We start from the raw sequence: 22,933 nt of genomic DNA, 5'->3' as shown, positions 1-22,933 counted from the left end.
ATGCTCGGGTCCGCCAGCATCGTCGCGGCATGGTGCACCCCACCACCCGGAGGCGGCGTCGAACCAGGCGGCGAAGGCGGAGGCACCGGAGCACCAGGCGCACCCGGAGCACCGGGAGGCCGTACGCCACCGGGGCCACCCATGCTCGGATCCGCCAGCATCGTCGCGGCATGGTGCACCCCACCACCCGGAGGCGGCGTCGAACCAGACGGCGGAGGCGGAGGCACCGGAGCACCAGGCGCACCCGGAGCACCGGGCGGACCGGGCGGAGGCACCGGCGCGCCGGGCGAACCGATCTGGGGGGCGAGCTGGGTCGGCAGGTACCCACCCGCCGGAGCGCCGGGCGCACCCGGCCCCGAAGGCGGCGGTACCGGGGCACCGGGAACGCCCGGAGCGCCCGGAGGCGGCGGGGTCGGCGCACCGCCACGCGGAGCCACGGTGGCCTTGCCGGTGGTCGCGTCGGCGATGCCACCGCCACCCGGAGCACCCGGAACCCCCGGCGCACCCGGCGCCTGAGCCCCCGGCGCGCCCGGGGCCGACGACAGGTCCGGCACCAACGCGGTCCGGGGCAGCTGACTGCCCCCCGACATCAGGGCGGTCGGCGCGTCGGCCGGAACCACCGGCGGCGGGGTGTTCTCGTCATCGGCACCCGAGAGCGGCGGCGCGAACACCGTGGCGGGCAGCGGCACCTCCGCGTCGGCGGAGTCCGTGGCCGTGTTCGTGTCCGTACCGGTCCACGGGGTCGCCCCGTCCGGCACGCCCTGCGGAGCCGCAGGCGGGGCCGCCGGAACGCCGTCGTTGGCGGTCGGCTCGTACGCGACCTGCCCGCCCCACGAACCCGGAACGCCCTGCGAACCCGGAACGGCCTGCGAACCCGGAACGGGCGCGGCCGGCGGGGCGGCCGGGGCTGACGGGGCTGACGGGGCCGGCGGCGGGGCCGGGGCAGCAGGGGCGGACGACGGCGCGGCGCCCGCGCGGTGATCCGGGATGCCCAGCTTGTCGGCCGCTTCCTGGAGCCACTCCGGGGGGCTCAGCAGGAACGACGTCTGGTTCAGGTCGATCCGCTGCGGCGGCTCCGGAGCGCCTGCGGCGGCCGCGGCCCGCACGCCGTACTCCTCCTCGTACCGCCGGATCACCTCGCCCACCGGCAGCCCCGGCCACAGCGTGGCCTCACCGCTGTCCCGGGCGATGACCAGCCGCTGGCGGCCTCCGTCCGAGACGGGGCCCTCCGCACGGTCCTCGCCCCACACCACGAAGCCCAGCTCGAACTCCCGCACCCGCACCTCGCGGTGCTGGTACGCCGGGACGTCACCGTTGATCCACTCGTCCGCGCGCTCCTGCGCCTGCGCAAAGGTCACCATCGCGCTCACCCCTCCACCGGGACGGCCCGCGCGAAGCCACCGTCCACCATCAGGTTCGCCACGGTCTCCAGCTCCGGCGGGTTGCCCGCCAGCCGCTGGAGGAAGGCGTCGAAATCCGCACCGCACGGCAGCAGCAGCCGGTCCACCCGGTCCTGCACGTTCCAGCCGTCCTGGTCCCGGGCGTCGTCGTAGGCGCAGAACCACACCGAACCCACACCGTTGCCCCGCACCTTCACCGCGATGATGCCGCCCTGGACGAAACCGACGCCCAGGAAATCCTTGGTGAGGTGATCGCGCAGGCACTTGTTGACGTACACCAGGTCGTTCACCCCGGCCTGCTCGCGCACCGTGAAGAACGGCTGGTCGACCAGGAGCCCCAGCTCCGCGTCGAGCGCCGCGCCGACCGGCGCCGAACCGCCCGCCGCCTTCAGGAACGAGCGGTACGCCCCCGGCAGCCGGTAACCGAGGTCCTCCTCCACGCCCAGGACCTGCGACTCGCTCACCGCCACGGCACCCTTCGGTAGCCGGAAGTGCGCGGGCCGGGTCTCCTGCAACGGGCGGGTGCCCCGCTTGTTGTGGTCCACGGCCGTACCGGCCAGCCCCGCGTGGTGCCGCAGCAACGCCTTCACCTCGACCGGGACCAGCTCCATCCGCCGGCCGCCGGGCACGTGGTGCCAGGTCCAGCCGTGCGGAGTGGCGACCGCCGGAATGGTGTCCCACAGCTCGTGGCCGCTCGCCGCCAGCGCCGCGTTCGCCGAGACGTAGTCGGTGAGCCGCAGCTCATCGACCCCGAAGCCCTGCGGCGGTTCGGCGATCTCGGCGGCGGCACGCGCGTACGGCGTGAAGACCGGGCTGCCGTTCCCGTCCATGCGCACACCACCGGAGTGGCGGGACGCCCGGACCGGGTCCGGGAAATGCACGAGCTGCCCGGCGTAGGCCGCGTTCGGTGGCGCGGCTTGCTGCCCGAGCCGACCTGTCGTCATGGCGGTTGCCCCCTGCTGCGTCTGGCTGGTGAGGACCCGGCCCGCCCGAGGGCGGCGGTCCGCGCACAGCCTATGCGGTGACGCAAGGGCGGGTCCCGCCCATGTGACCTGTCCTACGCGGCCCTCCCCACAACCGTCACCAACCGTCACAACGACGTGACGGACGAGCGACGCGCCCGGTGCGGACACGCGCCGCGAAGCCCACCCGACGCACGCCACAAAGCCGTTCGGCCCGCGACACGAAGGCACGTTTCACCGCCCCAGCTTCCACACCAGCCCGGACATTTGGCAGGCTGTCACCGCAACTCGGGGGCGTGCACATCGCGCAGCTACCGCTGCCGGCACGGGAGGGAAAGCACCAATGCACACAACACAAACAGTCACATCCGGAGATCCGCGCCTCAGCTGGAGCAGCACCGAAGGCGGCCGGACACCCCGGCTGCTCCACCGCCGCGACGGCATCCTGCCCGCGGTCGCGGCAGCGCTCTCCGTACGCGGCGAAACACTCACCTGCACCGCGGGCAAGGGCGATCTGCCCCCCGTGCTGCACCCGCTCGTCCAGGACTTCCTCGACACCCTCCCCAGCGGTCGGCGCGAACGCTTCACCGGCCGCTGCCCCGAAGCGATACTCCTCTCCCGGCAGCTCACCGCCGCCGAGTCCACCCGCTCCAAGCGCGCCCAGCGCAAGCCGCTGACCAACGGCGAGGCCCGGCGCGCGCTCAAGCACTCCCGGCTCACCGCGCGGCGCATCCGCGAGGACGGCGACCCCATGCACGGCAGCTACGCGCCCCCGTGCCGCTCCTGCACGGCCATGCTCGCCCACTTCGGCGTACGCCCCGTCGACCTGACGACGCCCACGGCCGCGACCACCGCCGAGAAGGGCTGACCGCACGCCGATGCACGACCGAACCGACCTCCCCGCACAGACGGGCCCCGCGGGACGCGACCGGAACACCACCACCCGCTTCCCCGTCTCCGTGGACGCCGCCCTGCGCGCCGCCGGCTGGGAACCGGGCCGCTGGGACATCCGCCAGGCCGAGGAATGGGCCGACGCGCTGAGCTCGCACACCTCCCCCGCCGGTCACCGGCACGCGGTGTTCCCGGCCGCCGTGGAGGCGTGGGCCGAATTCGGCGGGCTGCGCATCACCGCCTCCGCCCCGGGCCGCCAGATCGCGCCCGCCTCCGTACGCATCGACCCGCTGAGCGGGCTCCATCTGGCCCGCACCTTCGGCGACCTCGGCCGGGCCCTGGAGACCGAGATCAGCCCGCTGGGCGAGGAGGGCGACGGACAGGCCGTGCTGGCGATCGACGCCGAGGGCCGCGTCTACAGCATCGACCACACCGGCGACTGGTACCTCGGCCCGGACATCGACCAGGCGCTGGCCACCCTCGTCTCGGGCATCCAGCCGGAACGCCTGATCCCGGGCTGAGCCGCCCCGCGGTCCGGTACCGGCCCTCGCCCCCGGACCCCGGACCGCCCCGGACCCCGGCCTGATCCCGCCCCCGAACCGGGATCAGGCCGCCGGGCCGCCGAACCCGTACCGCCCCGGACACCGAACCGGGGACCCGTACCGCCCCGGACCCCGAAAACCGGGGATCAGGCCGCCGAGCCCTCGACCGGCAGCACCGCCGACACCCGGAAGCCGCCCGCGTCCGTCGGCCCCGAGACGAAGACCCCGCCCAGCCCCAGCACCCGCTCCCGCATGCCGACCAGCCCGTTCCCGCCGCTCGGCAGCCCCGCGTCCGCCGTCGCCGCGTCCGACGGACCGTTCTCCACCTGCATCGCGACCTCCGCGCCCCGGTGCGCCAGCCGCACCCAGGTCCTGGCACCCGCCGCGTGCTTGTGCACGTTGGTCAACGCCTCCTGCACCACCCGGTACGCCGTCTGCTCGACCTCGGGCGGATACGCGCGCGCCTCGCCGTCCACCGACAGCTCCACCGTCATCCCCGCCGCCCGGGACTGCCCCACCAGGGCCTCCACCTCACGCAGCCGCGGCCCGTCCTCCGTGGCGCCGGCAGCCGCGGCCGCCGCCGCCTGACCGACCGAGGCCAACGGCACCCCGGCCGGGCGGGACGTCACCGGCTCACCCGCCCGCAGCACCCCGAGCATCTCGCGCAGCTCCGTCAGCGCCTGCCGCCCCATGTCCCCGACCAGCGCCGCGTTCCGCACCGCCTTCGCGGGGTCCTTCGGCGCGACCGCCTGGAGCGCGGCGGCATGCACCACCATCAGGCTGACCCGGTGGGCGACCACGTCGTGCATCTCCCGCGCGATCCGGTGCCGCTCCTCCGCACGCGCCCACTCGGCCCGCTCCTCGGCCCGGTCCGCGAGCAGCGACAGCTCCCGCTCCAGCGAGTCCGCCCGCTCCCGCAGGCTCTCCATCAGCCGCCGCCGGGCCCCTATGTAGAGGCCGAGCAGCACGGGCGGGGCGGTCAGCCCGAGCGACATGAACAGCGAGATCAGCGGTACGTACCAGTCGCCGGGGCCGAAGTCCGCCTGCTCCGCCACGTTCTGGCGCAGCCGTACGTACGTCACGATGAACGAGCCCGCGAAGGACATCCCGGTCAGCACGGCGGTGATCCGGCGCGGCACCTCCGAGGCGGCCAGGCTGTACAGGCCGACCAGCCCCATCAGGAACGCCATCCCGGCCGGCGCCGTGGCGATCGCCACCAGCACCACCGCGATCGGCCAGCGCCGCCGCAGCACCAGGACCGACCCCACCAGCAGTCCGAACAGCACCCCCACCGGCACCGGCAGCCCGGCGTCCCCGGCGAAATCCACCCCCTCCAGCGCGCACTCCAGCGCCGAGAGGATCCCGAGCCCCACGTCCAGGGCGGCACTGCGCCGCCGCTCCCACCACCAGTAGCCGCGGGGGGCCGGCCCCGCCGCGTCCTGATCTGCCCCCGTTGCGGTCATGGCATCCACCCTACGGGCGGCCACGGCCCCGTTCCGGGTGACCGGGGCAGCACAGGCGGCCATCATCCGGAGGCGGAACAGCCGCTTATCGCTTGAAATAGCGAATCGAGCGGCCTTTCGCACCGGACGTCCGCATTCCGGACGACGCTCTCCGCATGACGAAGATCACGAGCAGATATGCCGACTTCGAGAATCTGCGCGAACAGGCGATCGCCCTGCGCCGGGAGGGCCTCAGCCTGCGCCAGATCCGCGACCGGCTGCACATCCACAACAACGACGTCCTGGGCCGCCTCGTCCGGGGCGAGCCGGCCCCGGACTGGACGAAGCGGCCGCGCGCCAGGGACGACCTCCGCGAGAGGGCCCGGGAGCTGCGCCGCCAGGGCATGACGTACGACCGGATCCAGCTGGAGCTGGGGTGCTCGAAGAGTTCGATCTCGCTGTGGGTGCGGGACCTGCCGAAGCCGGAGCGCAAGCGGACCCGACAGGAGGCGTCGGCCATCGCCAGGCGCGGCTGGGAAACGACTCTTCGGCGGCGCGACGAGGAGCGCGTAGAGACGAAGAAGAGGGCGGCGGCCGAGATCGGCGCCATGAGCCCGCGCGAACTCTTCCTGCTGGGGGTGGGCCTCTACTGGGCCGAGGGCACCAAGGCCAAGCCGCACCGGCCGCAGGAGAGGGTCACCTTCACCAACAGCGACCCCGCCATGATCGAACTCTTCCTCGCCTGGCTCCGCCTGCTGGGGGTGGACGACGACCGCCTCCGCTTTCACGTGCACATCCACGAGACCGCCGACATCGGGTCGGCCGAGCGGTTCTGGGCCGCGCTGACCGGATCCGGGGCCTCCGCGTTCGGCAAGACGTCCGTCAAGAAGCACTCCCCGAGGACCAACCGGAAGAACGTCGGGGAGAACTACCGGGGTTGCCTGGTGGTGCGCGTTCTGAAAAGCGCCGACCTGTACCGTCGCATCGAGGGCTGGTGGTACGGCATAGTAGAGGCCGGAAAGCGAGCCGATCAAGGAATACGGACATAAGGCTCGATCTATCCCGGGTCGTCTAATGGCAGGACAAATGGTTTTGGTCCATTGAATGAGGGTTCGATTCCTTCCCCGGGAGCAGCAGGAAGCGGTGCCACGGAGTACCGCGAAGCACCATGACGGGCCCCGGCCAGCAGGTCGGGGCCCGTACCCATGCCCGCCCAACAGCCCCCCGGTATCCTTCGGGTGTCCACCACCCGAAGCCGAAGGGCATTTCCGTGAGCTCCGATCGCCCGGCAGCCGTCGTCGTCCTCGCAGCGGGTGAGGGCACCCGCATGAAGTCGAAGACTCCCAAGGTCCTCCACGAGATCTCCGGGCGCTCGCTCGTCGGGCATGTCGTCACCGCCTCCCGCGAGCTGGACCCCGAACACCTCGTCGTGGTCGTCGGCCACGCCGCTGAGCAGGTCGGCACGCATCTCGCCACCGTCGACGAGCGGCTGCGCACCGCCCACCAGCCCGAGCAGAAGGGCACCGGCAACGCCGTGCGCGTCGGCCTCGGCGCGCTGGGCGGCTCCGTCGACGGGACCGTGATCGTGGTCTGCGGCGACACCCCGCTGCTCTCCGGCGGGACGCTCCGCGCGCTCGCCGCCACCCACACGGCCGACGGCAACGCCGTCACCGTCCTGACCGCCGAGGTCCCCGACTCCACCGGCTACGGCCGGATCGTCCGCGACCCGGCCGACGGCGCGGTCACCGGGATCGTCGAGCACAAGGACGCCACCGACGCCCAGCGCGCTATCCGGGAGATCAACTCCGGGGTCTTCGCCTTCGACGGCCGCCTCCTCGCCGACGCCCTCGGCAGGATCGGCACCGACAACAGCCAGGGCGAGGAGTACCTCACCGACGTCCTGTCGATCCTGCGCGAGGCCGGCCACCGGGTGGGCGCCTCGGTCGCCGACGACCACCGCGAGATCCTCGGCATCAACAACCGGGTCCAGCTGGCCGAGGCCCGGCGGCTGCTCAACCTGCGACTGCTGGAGCGGGCCATGACGGCCGGGGTGACGGTCGTGGACCCCGCGTCCACGCTGATCGACGTGACCGTGACGTACGAGCGGGACGCGGTCGTGCACCCGGGCACGCAGCTGCTCGGCACCACCCACCTGGGCGAGGACTCCGAGGTGGGCCCGAACTCCCGGCTCAAGGACACCGCGGTCGGCGCGGGCGCCCGGGTGGACAACACGGTGGCGGACGGCGCGGAGATCGGCGCGGGCGCGACGGTCGGCCCGTACGCCTATCTGCGGCCCGGCGCCCGGCTCGGCGCCAAGTCCAAGGCCGGTACGTACGTGGAGCTGAAGAACGCCACGATCGGCGAGGGCACCAAGGTCCCGCACCTGAGCTATGTCGGGGACGCCACGATCGGCGACCACACCAACATCGGTGCCGCGAGCGTCTTCGTGAACTACGACGGCGAGGCCAAGCACCACACCACGATCGGCTCCCACTGCCGCACCGGGGCGGACAATATGTTTGTGGCTCCCGTCACGGTCGGGGACGGCGTCTACACCGCCGCCGGCTCGGTCATCACCAAGGACGTACCGCCCGGTTCGCTGGCCGTCGCACGCGGCCAGCAAAGGAATATCGAGGGTTGGGTGGCTCGCAAGCGACCGGGAAGCGGCGCCGCCCAGGCGGCTCAGGCCGCCGCCTCGGAGCACATCGGCGAAAGCTGACCGGAAACAGGTGCGCCGAGCACGGCGTACCGTGATAGATGCTCACCCCATTTCGGCTGGCTCGTCGCACATCGGGACACATGCGCGGGGCCAGGACCACGTCTGAGGAGACTGTGCTGTGACCGGGATCAAGACGACCGGCGAGAAGAAACTGATGCTCTTCTCCGGCCGCGCCCACCCCGAGCTTGCCGAGGAGGTCGCACACCAGCTGGGTGTCGGTCTCGTGCCGACCAAGGCCTTCGATTTCGCCAACGGCGAGATCTACGTCCGCTTCCAGGAGTCCGCCCGCGGCGCCGACTGCTTCCTGATCCAGAGCCACACCGCTCCGATCAACAAGTGGGTGATGGAGCAGCTGATCATGCTGGACGCGCTGAAGCGCGCCTCGGCCCGCTCCATCACGGTGATCGTCCCGTTCTACGGGTACGCCCGCCAGGACAAGAAGCACCGCGGCCGCGAGCCGATCTCGGCCCGTCTGGTCGCCGACCTGATGAAGACGGCGGGTGCCGACCGCATCCTCACCGTGGACCTGCACACGGACCAGATCCAGGGCTTCTTCGACGGCCCGGTGGACCACCTGTTCGCGCTGCCGATCCTGGCCGACTACGTCGGTGCCAAGGTCGACCGCTCGAAGCTGACGATCGTCTCCCCGGACGCGGGCCGCGTGCGGGTCGCCGACCGCTGGTGCGACCGGCTGGACGCCCCGCTGGCCATCGTGCACAAGCGCCGTGACAAGGACGTCGCCAACCAGGTGACCGTCCACGAGGTCGTCGGCAATGTGAAGGGCCGGGTCTGTGTCCTGGTCGACGACATGATCGACACCGGTGGCACGATCTGCGCCGCCGCCGACGCCCTGTTCGCGCACGGTGCCGAGGACGTCATAGTGACGGCCACCCACGGTGTGCTCTCGGGTCCGGCCGCGGACCGGCTGAAGAACTCCAAGGTCAGCGAGTTCGTCTTCACCGACACCCTGCCGACCCCGGGCGAGCTGGAGCTCGACAAGATCACGGTGCTCTCGATCGCGCCGACGATCGCGCGCGCGGTGCGCGAGGTCTTCGAGGACGGCTCGGTGACGAGCCTCTTCGAGGAGCAGTAGGAACCACGCTTTCGAAGATCCACTTTGGGACGGCCTCCTTCGCCGGGTAGACTCAGTGAGTTGCTCGGCGAGGGAGGCCGTACTCATGGGTACGGCGGTCCGTTATCGACGCGCTCTTCGTAGCAGGCCAGTCGTGGCCGGGTGACCTTCCGATTTCGTCACCCCACGAGGAGTGCAGTCATGGCCGAGGTCAAGCTCGACGCCCAGATCCGTTCCGAGTTCGGCAAGGGCGCCGCCCGTCGCACCCGCCGCGCCAACCTGGTCCCCGCGGTCGTCTACGGCCACGGTGCCGAGCCGGTCCACGTCACCCTGCCGGGCCACGCCCTGATGATGGCGCTCAAGACCGCCAACGTGCTGATCTCCCTGGACATCGAGGGCAAGGACGCCCTGGTCATCCCCAAGGCCGTGCAGCGCAACCCGCTCAGGGGCGACATCGAGCACGTCGACCTGCTCACCGTCAAGCGCGGCGAGAAGGTCAGCGTCGAGGTCGCGGTGCACGTCGAGGGCGAGCTGGCCCCCGGCGGCAACCTGCTGGAGTACGTCCAGAACACCCTGCTCGTCGAGGCCGAGGCCACGCACATCCCCGAGTCCGTGACGGTCTCGGTCGCGGGCCTGGACGCCGGTGCGTCGATCCACGCCAAGGACATCACGCTGCCCCAGGGCACCGTGCTGGCCGGTGACGAGGACGCCGTGGTGCTGCAGGTCCTGGCCGCGCAGGCCGAGGAGCCGGCCGCCGAGGGCGCCGAAGAGGGCGCCGAGGCCTGAGCCTCGCCCCTCCTGCTTCACTGACGGGGCGGCGGTTTCCTTCTTCGGGGACCCGCCGCCCCGTTTCCCTGTTGTCGGCCCGTCCCGTCAGCGCAATCCGTCAGCCCCCCGTTCGTCGTACGCGAGGAGACCGAGCAGAGATGTCCGACGCCACCGCACCCTGGCTCATCGTGGGCCTCGGCAACCCCGGCCCCGAGTACGCGGCGAACCGGCACAACGTTGGCTTCATGGTGGCCGACCTGCTGGCCGAGCGGATCGGCGGGAAGTTCAAGCGGGCGCAGAAGGCACAGGCGCAGGTGGTGGAGGGCCGGGTGGGTCCGCCCGGGCCGCTGAGCCGGCGGGTGGTGCTGGTGAAGCCGATGTCGTACATGAACCTGTCGGGCGGCCCGGTCACGGCGCTGCGCGACTTCTACAAGGTGCCGGTGGACCACGTCGTGGCGGTCCACGACGAGCTGGACATCGACTACGGGACGCTGCGCCTCAAGCTGGGCGGCGGCGACAACGGGCACAACGGGCTGAAGTCGATCACCAAGTCGCTGGGGGCGGACTACCACCGGGTGCGGTTCGGGATCGGCCGTCCGCCGGGGCGGATGCAGGTCGCGGACTTCGTGCTGAAGGACTTCTCGTCCACCGAGCGCAAGGAGCTCGCCTATCTGGTGGACCGGTCGGCGGACGCGGTGGAGTGTCTGCTGGCCGAGGGGCTGGAGCGGGCGCAGAGCGCGTACAACTCGTGAGCGGGGCGCGTGGGAGACACGTGCAACTCTGACATTCCTGCCGGTACTCCAGCGATTTTCGGCCATGAGTTGACCTGTGGCGCCGGTCTGCCCAAGGATCGCTCCCCATGAAGCGGAGCTCCTCCCACCGCGCCCTGGTTTTCGCCCGCAATGCCGCCATGGGCTGTGTCGTCCTGCTGTTGCTGGTGGCGGGTGCGCTGTCGTCCTGGGACGAGGCGCATCACATCATTCTGGCCAAGGACCGTGAGCGCGGCACGATGACGGTGACCGGGTGCGGTGCCGATGTGTGCACGGGGCCGTTCGTGCCGTCGGGCGAGGGCGCGGCGCGGTCCCGGGTGACGATCGACAGTTCCGTCGCGGCGCGGCGCGGCGACCGTTTCCCGGTGGTGGTGAAGCCGGGTACGGACGATGTGGTGCGGACCGGGACACCCGGTTTTCTGCATGCCTGGGTGCCGCTGGGTGGTGCGTTGCTGCTGGCGGGTCTGGTGATCGGTGGCGGTCTGCGGCTGTCGCGGATCGGCTGGTGCACCGGGATCGCGGGTGCGGTCCTGCTCGTGGCGACGTTCTTCGCGCTGTGAGCGGGCCGCACCCGGTCCGGTCGGGGTGCTGGGTCAGCCGGTGTTGCGCAGGCCGGCGGCCACGCCGTTGACGGTGAGCAGGAGGGCCCTGGCGAGCAGCGGGTCCGGGTCCTCGCCCCGTGCGGCGGCTTCCCGCTGGCGGGCCAGCAGGGAGACCTGGAGGTAGGAGATGGGGTCCAGGTAGGCGTCGCGGATGGCGAAGGTCTGCTGGAGGACGGGGCTGGTGCCGAGGAGTTCGGTGGAGCCGGTCACCCGCAGGACCTCGCGCACGGTCAGCTCGTGTTCGGCCTCGATGGCGTCGAAGACGTGCTTCAGTTCGTCGGGGACGAGGGTGTCGACGTAGTGGCGGGCGATCCGCAGGTCGGTCTTGGCGAGGGTCATCTCGACGTTGGAGATGAAGTTCCGGAAGAAGTGCCACTGTTCGTGCATCTCGTCCAGGACGGTGTCCAGGCCGGCCTCGCGCAGGGCCTTGAGGCCGGAGCCGACGCCGTACCAGCCGGGGACGATCTGGCGGGACTGGGTCCAGCCGAAGACCCACGGGATGGCGCGGAGTCCGTCGAGCGAGACGCCCGAGCCGGGGCGGCGGGAGGGCCGCGAGCCCAGGTGCAGGTCGGCGAGCTGGTCGACCGGTGTGGAGGCGAGGAAGTACGTCGGCAGGTCGGGGTCCTCGACGAGCCTGCGGTACGCGGCGTGCGCCGCGTCGGAGACGGTGTCCATGGCCGCGTCCCAGCGGGCGAGGGCCTCGTCGGACTGGCGGGGTGCGGTGTGCAGGGCGGAGGCCTGGAGGGTGGCCGCGACGGTCAGTTCCAGGTTCTCCCGGGCGAGGGCCGGGATGAGGTACTTGTCGGAGATGACCTCGCCCTGTTCGGTGACCTTGATCTCGCCCTCCAGGGTGCCCCAGGGCTGGGCGAGGATCGCGTCGTGCGAGGGGCCGCCGCCGCGGCCGACGGTGCCGCCGCGGCCGTGGAAGAGGCGCAGGCGTACGCCGTAGCGGTGGGCGACGTCGCGCAGGCGGCGCTGGGCGCGGTGGATCTCCCACTGGGAGGTGGTGATGCCGCCGAACTTCGAGGAGTCGGAGTAGCCGAGCATGACCTCCTGGACGTCGCCGCGGAGTGAGACGAGGCGGCGGTAGGAGGGGTCGGCGAGCATCTCGTCGAGGATGACGTCGGCGGCGCGCAGTTCGTCGGTGGTCTCCAGGAGCGGCACGATGCCGATCTTGGCCCAGCCGGCGTGCAGGTCGACGAGTCCGGCCTCGCGGGCGAGGACGGCGGCGGCGAAGACGTCGTCGGCGCCCTGGCACATCGAGATGATGTAGGACTCGATGACTTCGGGGCCGAAGCGTTCGAAGGCTTCCTTGATGGTGTGGAAGACGCCGAGGGTCTTCTCGCCGGCGGCGTCCAGCGGGGCCGGGGTCGGGGCGAGGGGGCGGCGGGAGCGGAGTTCCTTGGCGAGGAGCTTCTGCCGGTAGTCGCGCGGCATGTCGGCGTAGCGCCAGGACTCCTCGCCGAGCCGGTCGAAGAGCTGGCCGAGGGCGTGGTGGTGGGCGTCGGCGTGCTCGCGTACGTCCATGGTGGCGAGCTGGAGGCCGAAGGCGGCGAGGGTGCGGATGGTGCGGTCCATCCGGCCGTCGGCGAAGAGTCCGCCGCGGTGCTCGCGCAGTGAGGTCTGGATGAGTTCGAGGTCGGCGATGAGTTCGGCGGTGCCGAGGTAGTCGCAGCCGGGGCGGTGCGGGGTGCCGGCGGCGAGGCGTTCGCGGGTGTTGACGAGCTTCTGCCGGATGCAGGTGGCCTTGAGCCGGTAGGGCTCCTCGGCGTTCAGCCGCTTGTAGCGGGGGCTGATCTCGGGGAGGCGTTCCAGGTCGGTTTCGAGGGAGGCGAGGAGTTCGTCGGTGGCGCCGGTGTAGCGGATGGAGTTGGAGAGCAGTCCGCGCAGGTGGTCGATGAGTTCGAGGGCGTCGGTGATGCCGTGCTCGTGCTGGAGGATCAGGACGTCCCAGGTGACGGCGGGGGTCACGTTGGGGTTGCCGTCGCGGTCGCCGCCGATCCAGGTTCCGAAGGTGAGGGGGCGGGTTCCGGCGGGCAGCTCGACGCCCACCCGGTCGAGTTCGGCGGCGAGGTCCTCCAGGACGTCGCCGACGGCCTCGGCGTGGAGTTCGTCGAGGTAGTAGATGGCGTTGCGGGCCTCGTCGGTCGGCTCGGGGCGGACGACGCGCAGCTCGTCGGTCTGCCAGATGAGGTCGATGTTCTCGGCGAGGCGGAGGTCCTGTCGGCGGCGGTCGGCCTCGACGACGGGGGTCTCCAGGAGTGCGGCGATGCGGCGGAGCTTGTTGAGGACGGAGCGGCGGGCGGCCTCGGTGGGGTGTGCGGTGAAGACGGGGCGCACGTTGAGGTTCTTGACCGTCTCGCGCAGGTGCTCGGGGTCGGCGTCCTTGAGGCGGTCGGCGGTGCGGGCGAGGAGTCCGCCCTCGGCGGCGCGGCGGTCGCGCATCTCGCGGGCGCGGTGCACCTGTTCGGTGACGTTGGCGAGGTGGAAGTAGGTGGAGAAGGCGCGGACGAGCTGGGCGGCGGTCTCCAGGTCCGTCTCGCCGAGGAGCCGGGCGGCGGCTTCGCCGTCGGTACGGGTCAGCGCGCGGACCCGTTCGACGAGGTCGAGGAGCTCCTGGCTCTCCTGGCGTACGAGGGTCTCGCCGAGGAGGTCGCCGAGGCGGCGGATGTCGGCGCGCAGCTCGGTGCTGGCAGCAGGTGTCTGGTCGGCACTGCTCACGGTGTGCGGCTCCTTGCAGTGGTTGAGCACGGGGGTCTCCGGGGCCGTACGGGCTGCGGTGCTGCCACCACCCCGGGAAAGCAGAGTGCGGACCGCGCTGTCCGACTCCGTTCAGGATAGGTGTCCACTCCGTGGACACCCGCTCGCGGCCCGATCGGGTTTCCCCGCGGGCGCGGCCCGGTCGTGCTCTCGTACGCCGGGCCTCTGCGCTGCCATACTTACGTCGCCGTAGGTTACGGAACCGTAGCCACAGCTGTCCGTCGTATTTCTCTTCCCCAGGGGACCCCCCATGAACACCAGCCCCGCCGCGCTCGATGATCCCCGGCCTGCCGGGGCCGACGGCCGGCCCCTTCCCTCCGCGACGCTCGGCGGGGACAGCAAGCGGTCGGTCGAGCAGATCGCCCTGCTGCTGTTCATCGTGGTGCCGTTCGTGGCGCTGGTCGCGGCGGTGCCGCTGGCCTGGGGCCGGGGGGTGAGCTGGCTGGACCTGGGGCTGATGGTGGCGATGTACTTCATCGGCTGTCATGGCATCACGGTCGGTTTCCACCGGTATTTCACGCATGGGTCGTTCAAGGCGAGGCGCCCGTTGCGGATCGCGCTGGCGGTCGCGGGTTCGCTGGCGGTGGAGGGGCCGGTGGTGCGGTGGGTGGCGGATCACCGCAAGCACCACCGGTTCTCCGACGCGGAGGGTGATCCGCATTCGCCGTGGCGGTTCGGCGAGACGCTGCCCGCGCTGCTGAAGGGCCTGTGGTGGGCACATATCGGATGGATGTTCGACGAGGAGCAGACGCCTCAGCAGAAGTACGCCCCCGACCTGATCAGGGACCCGGCGATCCGCGCGGTCTCGCGCCACTTCGCGACGTTCACGGCGGTCTCGCTGCTGATCCCGCCGCTGGTGGGCGGGCTGGTCACCATGTCGTGGTGGGGTGCGGCGACGGCGTTCTTCTGGGGGTCGCTGGTCCGGGTGGCGCTGCTGCACCACGTGACCTGGTCGATCAACTCGATCTGCCACGCGGTCGGCAAGCGTCCGTTCAAATCGCGCGACCGGTCCGGGAACGTGTGGTGGCTGGCGGTGCTGTCCTGCGGTGAGTCCTGGCACAACCTGCACCACGCCGATCCGACGAGCGCCCGGCACGGCGTGATGCGCGGTCAGATCGATTCGAGTGCCCGGCTGATCCGCTGGTTCGAGAAGCTGGGCTGGGCGTACGACGTGCGCTGGCCGGACGCGGCGCGGATCGACTCCCGACGGGTCGACGCCGGCCCGATCGACGCCCGGCGCGACCGCGGACGTGCCGAGGCGGCATGATTGACGACGTGGCGACCGACTCCAGTACCAGCAGCGAGAAGACCCGTTCCTCCTCCTCCACCCGGCGTACCCGCCGGGTGCGGATGACCGGGAAGGAGCGCCGCGAGCAACTGCTGGACATCGGCCGCACACTCTTCGCCGACAAGGGCTTCGAGGGGACGTCGGTCGAGGAGATCGCGGCCCGGGCCGGTGTCTCCAAGCCGGTGGTCTACGAGCACTTCGGCGGCAAGGAGGGGCTGTACGCGGTGGTCGTCGACCGCGAGATGCGCCAGCTCCTCGACATGGTGACCAGCGCACTGACCGCGGGGCACCCCCGCGAGCTGCTGGAGCAGGCCGCGTTCGCTCTGCTCGACTACATCGAGACGTACACCGACGGCTTCCGCATCCTGGTCCGGGACTCCCCCGTGGCCCAGTCGACCGGTACGTTCGCCTCCCTGATCAGCGACATCGCCACCCAGGTGGAGGACATCCTGGGCCTGGAGTTCAAGGCCCGCGGCTTCGACCCGAAGCTGGCCCCGCTGTACGCGCAGGCGCTGGTGGGCATGGTCGCGCTGACCGGCCAGTGGTGGGTGAACGCCCGCAAGCCGAAGAAGTCGGAGGTCGCCGCCCACCTGGTGAATCTGGCCTGGCACGGCCTGGAGAACCTGGAGTCGAAGCCGAGACTGATAGGCCACCGCAAGAGCTGAACCGGGGGCCGGTCACGGGTGCGCCGTTCAGCCGTCCACCGGTTCCAGGAACTCCAGGCGGTTGCCCACCGGGTCCTCGCTGTAGAAGCGGCGGTGGCCGGGGAGGCGGTCGTCCCAGTGCACCTCGGCGCCGTGGTCGGCCAGGCGGGCGGCGAAGGCCCCGATGGCCGTGACGCGCAGGCCCGGGTGGGCCTTGCGGGCCGGGCGGAAGTCCTGCTCGACGCCGAGGTGGAGCTGGACCGGACCGGCCCGGAACCAGCAGCCGCCGCGGGCCGCGAGCGCCGGGGGCTTGGGGATCTCCGTCATGCCGAGGACACCCGCGTAATAGGCGCGCAGGGCGTCCTCGGAGCCTGCCGGGGCGGCGAGCTGTACGTGGTCGAGGGCGGCGATCACCGGTCCTCCTTGCGGGCCACGGCGAAGATGCGGCGGAACGGGAAGACGGTGCCGTGCGGGCCGGCCGGGTAGGCGGTGCGCAGCAGGTCGCGGTATTCGGCGAGGAACGCCTCGCAGGCCTCGGGGTCGTCGGCGAGGGCGGTCAGCACGGGGCGCAGTCCGGTGCCCTTCACCCAGTCGAGCACCGGGTCCTCGCCGGGCAGCAGGTGCAGGTACGTGGTCTCCCAGACGTCCGCCGTGACGCCGGGGGCGGTGAGCGCGTCGAGGTAGGCGGCGGGGGTGAGCACGGCGTCGGCGTGGCGCAGCCGGCCGGACAGCCGGTCCCGCCAGCGCGGGGAGTCGGCGAGTTCCCGCATCAGGACGTGGCTGGGCTGGTCGAAGTTGCCGGGGACCTGGAAGGCGAGGGTGCCGCCGGGGGTGATCGCGTCCAGCCAGACGGGGAAGCGGGCGGTGTGGCCGGGGACCCATTGGAGCAGGGCGTTGGAGACGATCAGCGCGTGCGGCTCGGCGGGCGTCCAGTCGGCGGCGTCGGCCTCGGCGAAGTCCAGGCGGGGGCCGGTGTGGGCGCGGGCCCGTTCGAGCATCCGCGGGGAGTTGTCGTAGCCGGTGATCCGGGCGTCGGGCCAGCGGTCGGCGAGCAGGGTGGTCGCATTGCCCGCGCCGCAGCCGAGGTCGGCGATGCGGGGTGCCGGGCCGGCCGGGAGGCCGGGGATGCGGGCGAGGAGTTCGTGGAAGGGGCGGGTGCGGTGGTCGGCGTGGCGCAGGTACTGCCGCGGGTCCCAGGAGGGTGCCGCCGGCGTGCCGGAGTCGGGTGTGGTCATGGGTTCAGGATCACGGCAGCTTTATCTTGATGTCAAGACACTTGAATTCAAGAGACTTCATGTCGACAGACCAACTACACTGATCCGCATGGAGGACGAGGTCGACCGACTGGTCGCTGCATGGCGCCGCGAGCGCCCGGACCTCGACGTGGAACCACTCGAGGTGCTCAGCCGCGTCTCCCGCCTGGCCCGTCACCTGGACCGGGCCCGCCGGATCGCCTTCACCGAGCATCACCTGGAGCCCTGGGAGTTCGACGTACTGACGTCGCTGCGCCGGGCCGGTGCGCCGTACCAGCTCTCCCCCGGCCAGCTGCTCACCCAGACGCTGGTCACCTCCGGCACGATGACCAACCGGATCGACCGGCTCACCAAGAAGAACCTCGTCGAGCGGCTGCCCGACCCCAACGACCGCCGCGGCGTCCTCGTCCGGCTCACCGCCGAGGGGCGCGACAAGGCCGACCAGTCGCTGGCCGGGCTGCTGGCCCAGGAACGCGCCATCCTGAGCGAGCTCTCCGCCCAGCAGCGGGGCGAACTGGCGGGCCTGCTACGCCAGCTGACCGCCCCGTTCGACAACATCCCCGGCTAGCCCGGAGGGCGCGGGGCCGGCCGGGCCGACGCCCGCGCGCCGGGCCAGGGCGACCGCGGCGAGGGTGGAGTGCACGCCGAGCTTGCCCAGTACGTTCTGCATGTGGGTGCGGACCGTGTGCGGGGAGAGGAAGAGGCGTTCGGCCACCGCCTTGCGGCCCAGGCCCGCCACCATGCAGCGCAGCACCTCCCGCTCGCGCGGGGTCAGCGACTCGACCAGCTGCTCGCTCTCGGTGCGGTGCTTGCGCGCCGCCGTCAGCTCCCGCAGTACGCCGGTCAGCAGCGCCGGGGGCAGATGCGTCTCGTCGCGCAGTACGCCGCGGACGACCGCGAGCAGGCGTTGCAGCGAGCAGTCCTTGGCCACCCAGCCTGAGGCCCCCGCCTGGAGGGCGAGCGCGGCCCGCCGGGGATCGTCCCGTTCGGCGAGCACCACCGTACGCACCGTGGGGCGTCCGGCGCGGACCCCGGACACCAGGGAGATGCCGTCCACCGGGGTGTTCTCCCCGTCGGCCGGGACGGGAACGGGGACCGGGGCCGGGTGGTCGCCGCCCGTGGCCGGCGCGCCCAGATCGGCGTCGACCAGCATCACGTCGTAGCCGCGCCCCTCGGCCGCTCCCCGCTCCAGGCACCGTAACGCCGCGGGGCCGCTGCCCGCCGCCGACACCTCGACGTCCGGTTCGGCCGCCAGTGCCGCCGCGAGCGATTCGGCGAAGATCCGGTGATCGTCCACCACGAGAACCCGGATACGAACCACAGGCACCCCCATGCCGTGTCTGTCCCTGGGGCCTCCCCCGGGCGACGAAAAGGGGCCGGTCAGTGCGGGTACGGCGGCCCGGATCGGGGAGTTGGACGGCAGTCCCACGGCCGCCGCCGTGTGCCGACCGCACCCCTCCCCGGGCGCCGTACCCGACTGTCTCGTACCCCTGAATCAGCACCGGCCCCCACCGGTGCTGTGCATCAGAGTACGGGCGACGGGCTCCAGCGGAAGTGAATTCACAGAACTGGCCCATGCCGCTTGGGTGTTCGGGCGTCACCGGGGGGACGGAAGGGGTCAGACGAGGCGGCGGGCTCCTGCCGAGGGGACGGCCGGGAAGATCCGCGGGGCCGTGTGGCCGGCCTCGGCGAACGCCTTCCGCACCGCCTCGGCGACCTGCTCCGCCCGCTCCTCCTCCACCAGGACGACCGCCGAGCCGCCGAAGCCGCCGCCGGTCATCCGCGCGCCGAGCGCCCCGGCAGCACCGGCCGCCGAGACCACCAGGTCGAGCTCCGGGCAGGAGACCCGCAGATCGTCGCGGAGCGAGGCGTGCCCGGCGTCGAGGACCGGGCCGACGGCCCGCGCGTCGCCCGCGTCGAGCAGCGCCATGACCCGCTCCACCCGCTCGTTGTCGCCGACCACATGGCGTACGTAGCGGACCACGGACTCGTCCACGCCGGACGCGGCCAGGGTGGCCAGCGCCTCGCCGAGAGCGGCGTACGGCACCTCGCGCAGGGTGGCCACGCCGAGTGCCGCGGCGCCCGCCTCGCAGCCGGCCCGCCGTTCGGCGTAGGCGCCGTCCCCGAGCGCGTGCTTCACCTGGGTGTCGACCACCAGCAGCCGCAGCCCCCGGGCGGACAGGTCGAAGGGGACCTGGCGCCGGGTGAGGTCGCGGGTGTCGAGGTACAGGGCGTGGCCCTCGGTGCAGCAGGCGGAGGCCATCTGGTCCATGATCCCGCACGGCACGCCCACGAAGGCGTTCTCCGCACGGCGGCCGGTCACCGCCAGCTCCGGCAGGGAGAGCCCGAGGCCGAAGAGGTCGTTCAGGGCGAGGGCGGTGACGACCTCCAGCGCGGCGGAGGAGGACAGGCCCGCGCCGGTGGGGACGGTGGAGCTCAGCTGGATGTCCGCCCCGGTGACCGGGTGCCCGGCCTCGCGCAGCGCCCAGACGACCCCGGCGGGGTACGCGGCCCAGCCGTGGCCCTGGTGCGGGGCGAGTTCGTCGAGCCGGAGCTGGACGACGCCGCCGGGCACGTCGGTGGAGTGGAGCCGCAGCTCGCCGTCGGTGCGGCGGGAGACGGCGGCCAGCGCGGTGTGCGGCAGGGCGAGCGGCATCACGAAGCCGTCGTTGAAGTCGGTGTACTCGCCGATCAGGTTGACCCGGCCGGGGGCCGCCCAGATCCCTTCCGGCGCGTGCCCGTACAGCTCGGTGAAGGAGGCGGTCAGCTCGGCGACCGGGGCCGTCGTCGGCTCGTCGGTCCCGGTCGTGGCACCGGTCTCGGTGGTCATGGGGCGGTGGGCTCCTCTCGGCGGGCGAAGTTCCAGGCGTCGGTGACGATCCCGGCCAGGTCGGCGCGGGACGGGGTCCAGCCGAGCCGCTCCCGGGCGGTGGCGGCGGAGGCGACCAGCACGGCGGGGTCACCGGCGCGGCGGGGGGCGACGACCTCCGGGACGGGGTGGCCGGTGACCTCGCGGACGGTCTCGACGACCTCGCGGACGGAGAAGCCGTTGCCGTTGCCGAGGTTGCAGATCAGGTGCTCGCCGGGGGTCGCCGCGTCCAGCGCGCGCAGGTGGGCCTCGGCGAGGTCGGCGACGTGGATGTAGTCGCGTACGCAGGTGCCGTCGGGGGTCGGGTAGTCGTCGCCGTACACCGAGATCGAGGCGCGGCGGCCGAGGGCGACCTGGAGGACCAGCGGGATCAGGTGCGACTCGGGGTCGTGCCGCTCCCCGCAACTGCCGTACGCCCCGGCCACGTTGAAGTAGCGCAGCGAGACCGCGGCGAGTCCGTGCGCGGCCGCCTCGCCGGTGATCATGTGGTCGACGGCGAGCTTGGTGGCGCCGTAGGGGTTGGTGGGCGCGGTCGGGTCGGTCTCGGTGATGGGGGTGGTGGCCGGTTCGCCGTAGGTGGCGGCGGTGGAGGAGAAGACCAGGGTGCGCACCCCGGCGTCGCGCATCGCCGCGAGCAGGGCCAGGGAGCCGCCGACGTTGTTGACCCAGTACTTCTCGGGGTCGGTGACGGACTCGCCGACCTGGGAGAACGCGGCGAAGTGCAGCACCCCGTCGTAGGAGGCGTCCAGCCACTTCGCGGCGTCCTGGACACGGCCTTCGACGAACTCGGCGCCGGCCGGGACGCCCTCGCGGAAGCCGGTCGAGAGGTCGTCGAGGACGGTGACCGCGTGCCCGGCCTCCAGCAGGTGCTGGGCGACCACGCTGCCGACGTATCCCGCTCCGCCCGTGACCAGGTACTTCTTCCGGGGCTTGCTCACTGGCTCGCTACCTCTCGCAGTCGCTGGGCCGCGGCCTCCGGCGGCACATCGTTGATGAACACGTTCATGCCGGATTCGGAACCCGCGAGGAATTTCAGCTTGCCGGAAGTGCGTCGGATGGTGAAAAGCTCCAGATGGAGCCCGAACTCCTCCCGGCCCTCGGCCCGGAACGGGGCCTGGTGCCAGGCGGCGATGTACGGGGTCGGGGGCTCGCCGGGGCCGAAGATCCGGTCGAACCGGCGCAGGAGCTCCAGATAGATCCGGGGGAACTCCGCGCGCGCGTCCCCGTCCAGCTCCCGCAGGTCCGGGACGCGGCGGCGCGGGTGGAGGTGGACCTCGTACGGCCAGTGCGCCGCGTACGGGACGAAGGCGATCCAGTGCTCGCCGTCGATGACGATCCGGGAGCCGTCGGCCTCCTCGCGGGCCACCACGTCGTCGAAGAGGTTGCCGCCGGTTCCGGCGCGGTGGGCCGCCATGGAGCGGAGCATCAGCTCGGTGCGCGGGGTGGTGAAGGGGTAGCCGTAGATCTGGCCGTGCGAGTGGCCGAGGGTGACGCCGATCTCGGCGCCACGGTTCTCGAAGCAGAACACCTGCTCCACCTGCGGGAGTTCGGCGAGCGCGGCGGTGCGGTCGGTCCATGCCGCGAGGACCAGGGCGGCCTGCTCCTCGCTGAGGTCGGCGAAGGACGCGTGGTGGTCGGAGGTGAAGCAGACGACCTCGCAGCGGCCGGAGTCACCGGCCAGCGAGGGGAAGCGGTTCTCGAAGACGGCGACGTCGTAGGCGTCCTCGGGGATCTCGCTGAGCTTGCCGTCCCGCGAGGGACAGAGCGGGCACTCGTCGGCCGGGGGGTGGTACGTACGGCCCTGGCGGTGCGAGGCGATGGCCACGCTGTCGCCGAGGAAGGGATCGCGGCGGACCTCGGAGGAGGTCGACACCGCGTCGAGCGGGCGCCGGTCGACGGCCTCGCGCACGGCGTCGTCGCGGCGGTCGTAGTAGATGAGCTCCCGGCCGTCGGCGAGTGTCGTAACCGTCTTCTTCACCAGTCTCCTCCAAACAGAACCGAACACAATGAACCACAAGTCAACAGGGTCGTCAATGAGTGATCCATCCGGACGGCATGCGTCGGCACCGGGCGGCGGCGGAGGCCACATGGCAGCCGTCCGGCGACCGGTGCGGGAGGTACGGGTACGGGGTGGTGCTAGGGCTGCCGGGGCCCGGGCCGGGCCGCGCGGTCCAGCAGGCCGGTGCGGGCCGCGAGGGCGGCGGCCTCCAGCCGGGAGCCGACGCCCAGCTTCATCAGGACGCGCTGCACATGCGTACGCGCGGTGCTCGGCGCGATCCGCATTCCGGCCGCGATCACCCGGGTGTCCTCGCCCTCGGCGACGCGCACCAGGACCTCGACCTCGCGCGGGGTGAGCAGCCGGAGCAGCCTGCGGCCCTCGTCGTCCGGGGCCGCGGCCGGGTTGAGCAGTTCGGCGAAGGCGCTGCGCAGCAGCTGCGGTGCCACCGCGGCCTCTCCGGCCCGCGCCTTGGCCATCGCCCGCTCGACGCCCTCCATGCGCTCGTCGTGGCGGACGTACCCGGCGGCACCGGCCGCGAAGGCCGCCGCGATGCCGCGCGGGCTGGGCACCGGCCCGAGCACCACGACGGCCACCTGCGGCCGCTCGCGCCTGATCCGTACGATCGGGTCGAACGTGCCGGGCGCGGCGGGGGCCGCGGTGCCGAACAGGCAGACCTCCGGGGACCTGCTGACGACCAGTTCGGCGGCCCCGGCCGTCGGCGCGGTCGCCGCGAGGACGCGGTGGCCCCGTAACTTCATCGCCGAGGCGAGTGCCTCGGCGAGCAGCCTGTGATCGTCGACCACCATCAGCCGCACGCCCATCGCACCCACCCCCGTCGCACCGGCACGCCGGGCCCCCCGGCTTTCCTGGACCGGCAAGTTACACGCTTGTTCGACATCACGGACGTCTTACGGCCAAAAGGCGCCGGATCGTCGACGGCCGTCCGCCGGAC

21 protein-coding genes, 1 tRNA gene and 1 pseudogene are annotated in these 22,933 nt (G+C 72.2%); 12 read left to right on the top strand and 11 right to left on the bottom strand.

Annotated features, from left to right (window positions below):
• A pseudogene (locus ACFCV8_RS15790) lies at positions 1–1,361 on the bottom strand (hypothetical protein); the annotation flags it as partial.
• A 5-nt stretch (positions 1,362–1,366) separates the two neighbouring features.
• A complete protein-coding gene (locus ACFCV8_RS15785; protein ID WP_376685908.1) occupies positions 1,367–2,344 on the bottom strand; it encodes an SMI1/KNR4 family protein in 978 nt (325 codons plus the stop codon).
• A 361-nt stretch (positions 2,345–2,705) separates the two neighbouring features.
• Between ACFCV8_RS15785 and ACFCV8_RS15780 the strand changes: the two genes are divergently transcribed.
• Entirely contained in the window at positions 2,706–3,230 is a 525-nt protein-coding gene (locus ACFCV8_RS15780; protein WP_376685907.1) for a YwqJ-related putative deaminase, read from the top strand.
• 10 nt (positions 3,231–3,240) lie between these two features.
• Positions 3,241–3,774, top strand: coding sequence for an SUKH-3 domain-containing protein (locus tag ACFCV8_RS15775; protein ID WP_376685906.1), 534 nt, complete (start codon positions 3,241–3,243; stop codon positions 3,772–3,774).
• Positions 3,775–3,941: 167 nt separating this feature from the next.
• Here the strand turns inward: ACFCV8_RS15775 and ACFCV8_RS15770 are convergent, their stop codons facing one another.
• Positions 3,942–5,258: a histidine kinase gene (locus tag ACFCV8_RS15770; RefSeq protein ID WP_376685905.1), complete on the bottom strand. Its 1,317-nt coding sequence runs from the start codon at positions 5,256–5,258 to the stop codon at positions 3,942–3,944.
• Positions 5,259–5,413: 155 nt separating this feature from the next.
• Between ACFCV8_RS15770 and ACFCV8_RS15765 the strand changes: the two genes are divergently transcribed.
• The 7 genes from ACFCV8_RS15765 to ACFCV8_RS15735 all read left to right on the top strand — a co-directional run bounded on the left by ACFCV8_RS15765 (position 5,414) and on the right by ACFCV8_RS15735 (position 11,126).
• Positions 5,414–6,286 carry a hypothetical protein gene (locus ACFCV8_RS15765; protein ID WP_376685904.1) on the top strand — a complete coding sequence of 291 codons (873 nt, stop codon included), beginning with the start codon at positions 5,414–5,416 and terminating at the stop codon, positions 6,284–6,286.
• A gap of 11 nt (positions 6,287–6,297) precedes the next feature.
• Positions 6,298–6,368: transfer RNA gene (locus ACFCV8_RS15760), tRNA-Gln, on the top strand.
• A 139-nt stretch (positions 6,369–6,507) separates the two neighbouring features.
• Entirely contained in the window at positions 6,508–7,956 is a 1,449-nt protein-coding gene (glmU, locus tag ACFCV8_RS15755; RefSeq protein ID WP_376685903.1) for a bifunctional UDP-N-acetylglucosamine diphosphorylase/glucosamine-1-phosphate N-acetyltransferase GlmU, read from the top strand.
• A gap of 118 nt (positions 7,957–8,074) precedes the next feature.
• Positions 8,075–9,049, top strand: a complete 975-nt coding sequence (locus tag ACFCV8_RS15750) for a ribose-phosphate diphosphokinase (RefSeq protein ID WP_352276880.1) — start codon at positions 8,075–8,077, stop codon at positions 9,047–9,049.
• 180 nt (positions 9,050–9,229) lie between these two features.
• Complete coding sequence (locus tag ACFCV8_RS15745) at positions 9,230–9,814, top strand: 50S ribosomal protein L25/general stress protein Ctc (protein ID WP_376685902.1); 585 nt, start codon at positions 9,230–9,232, stop codon at positions 9,812–9,814.
• Positions 9,815–9,954: 140 nt separating this feature from the next.
• On the top strand, positions 9,955–10,548 hold the full coding sequence (pth, locus tag ACFCV8_RS15740) for an aminoacyl-tRNA hydrolase (RefSeq protein ID WP_376685901.1): 594 nt from the start codon (positions 9,955–9,957) through the stop codon (positions 10,546–10,548).
• Positions 10,549–10,655: 107 nt separating this feature from the next.
• A complete protein-coding gene (locus ACFCV8_RS15735; protein ID WP_376685900.1) occupies positions 10,656–11,126 on the top strand; it encodes a hypothetical protein in 471 nt (156 codons plus the stop codon).
• A 33-nt stretch (positions 11,127–11,159) separates the two neighbouring features.
• Here ACFCV8_RS15735 and ppc read toward each other — a convergent pair whose 3' ends face one another.
• Positions 11,160–13,889 (bottom strand): phosphoenolpyruvate carboxylase, encoded by a 2,730-nt coding sequence (gene ppc, locus ACFCV8_RS15730; protein WP_376685899.1) that lies wholly within the window; start codon positions 13,887–13,889, stop codon positions 11,160–11,162.
• A gap of 289 nt (positions 13,890–14,178) precedes the next feature.
• Here ppc and ACFCV8_RS15725 point away from each other — a divergent pair, with 289 nt between their 5' ends.
• Entirely contained in the window at positions 14,179–15,195 is a 1,017-nt protein-coding gene (locus ACFCV8_RS15725; RefSeq protein ID WP_376685898.1) for an acyl-CoA desaturase, read from the top strand.
• Complete coding sequence (locus ACFCV8_RS15720; RefSeq protein ID WP_376685897.1) at positions 15,192–15,881, top strand: TetR/AcrR family transcriptional regulator; 690 nt, start codon at positions 15,192–15,194, stop codon at positions 15,879–15,881. The genes ACFCV8_RS15725 and ACFCV8_RS15720 overlap by 4 nt, the downstream gene beginning before the upstream one ends.
• A gap of 27 nt (positions 15,882–15,908) precedes the next feature.
• Here the strand turns inward: ACFCV8_RS15720 and ACFCV8_RS15715 are convergent, their stop codons facing one another.
• Entirely contained in the window at positions 15,909–16,274 is a 366-nt protein-coding gene (locus ACFCV8_RS15715; protein WP_376685896.1) for a VOC family protein, read from the bottom strand.
• Positions 16,271–17,095: a trans-aconitate 2-methyltransferase gene (locus tag ACFCV8_RS15710; protein ID WP_376685895.1), complete on the bottom strand. Its 825-nt coding sequence runs from the start codon at positions 17,093–17,095 to the stop codon at positions 16,271–16,273. Before ACFCV8_RS15710 ends, ACFCV8_RS15715 begins: the two co-directional genes overlap by 4 nt.
• An 88-nt stretch (positions 17,096–17,183) precedes the next feature.
• Here ACFCV8_RS15710 and ACFCV8_RS15705 point away from each other — a divergent pair, with 88 nt between their 5' ends.
• Positions 17,184–17,681, top strand: a complete 498-nt coding sequence (locus ACFCV8_RS15705) for a MarR family winged helix-turn-helix transcriptional regulator (RefSeq protein ID WP_376685894.1) — start codon at positions 17,184–17,186, stop codon at positions 17,679–17,681.
• Here the strand turns inward: ACFCV8_RS15705 and ACFCV8_RS15700 are convergent.
• From ACFCV8_RS15700 to ACFCV8_RS15680, 5 genes are all read right to left on the bottom strand, one after another.
• Positions 17,640–18,446 carry a LuxR C-terminal-related transcriptional regulator gene (locus tag ACFCV8_RS15700; RefSeq protein WP_376685893.1) on the bottom strand — a complete coding sequence of 269 codons (807 nt, stop codon included), beginning with the start codon at positions 18,444–18,446 and terminating at the stop codon, positions 17,640–17,642. The genes ACFCV8_RS15705 and ACFCV8_RS15700 overlap by 42 nt on opposite strands.
• Positions 18,447–18,731: 285 nt before the next feature.
• Positions 18,732–19,943, bottom strand: coding sequence for a galactokinase (gene galK, locus ACFCV8_RS15695; RefSeq protein WP_376685892.1), 1,212 nt, complete (start codon positions 19,941–19,943; stop codon positions 18,732–18,734).
• On the bottom strand, positions 19,940–20,920 hold the full coding sequence (galE, locus tag ACFCV8_RS15690; protein WP_376685891.1) for a UDP-glucose 4-epimerase GalE: 981 nt from the start codon (positions 20,918–20,920) through the stop codon (positions 19,940–19,942). Before galE ends, galK begins: the two co-directional genes overlap by 4 nt.
• On the bottom strand, positions 20,917–21,960 hold the full coding sequence (galT, locus tag ACFCV8_RS15685) for a galactose-1-phosphate uridylyltransferase (RefSeq protein WP_376685890.1): 1,044 nt from the start codon (positions 21,958–21,960) through the stop codon (positions 20,917–20,919). Before galT ends, galE begins: the two co-directional genes overlap by 4 nt.
• 158 nt (positions 21,961–22,118) lie before the next feature.
• Positions 22,119–22,802, bottom strand: a complete 684-nt coding sequence (locus ACFCV8_RS15680) for a LuxR C-terminal-related transcriptional regulator (protein ID WP_376685889.1) — start codon at positions 22,800–22,802, stop codon at positions 22,119–22,121.
• Positions 22,803–22,933: the final 131 nt, after the last annotated feature.

The sequence above is a fragment of the Streptomyces sp. NPDC056347 genome (genome assembly GCF_042262625.1).
Taxonomy (GTDB): Bacteria; Actinomycetota; Actinomycetes; order Streptomycetales; family Streptomycetaceae; genus Streptomyces.
This window is presented reverse-complemented; position numbering and strand designations above follow the sequence as displayed.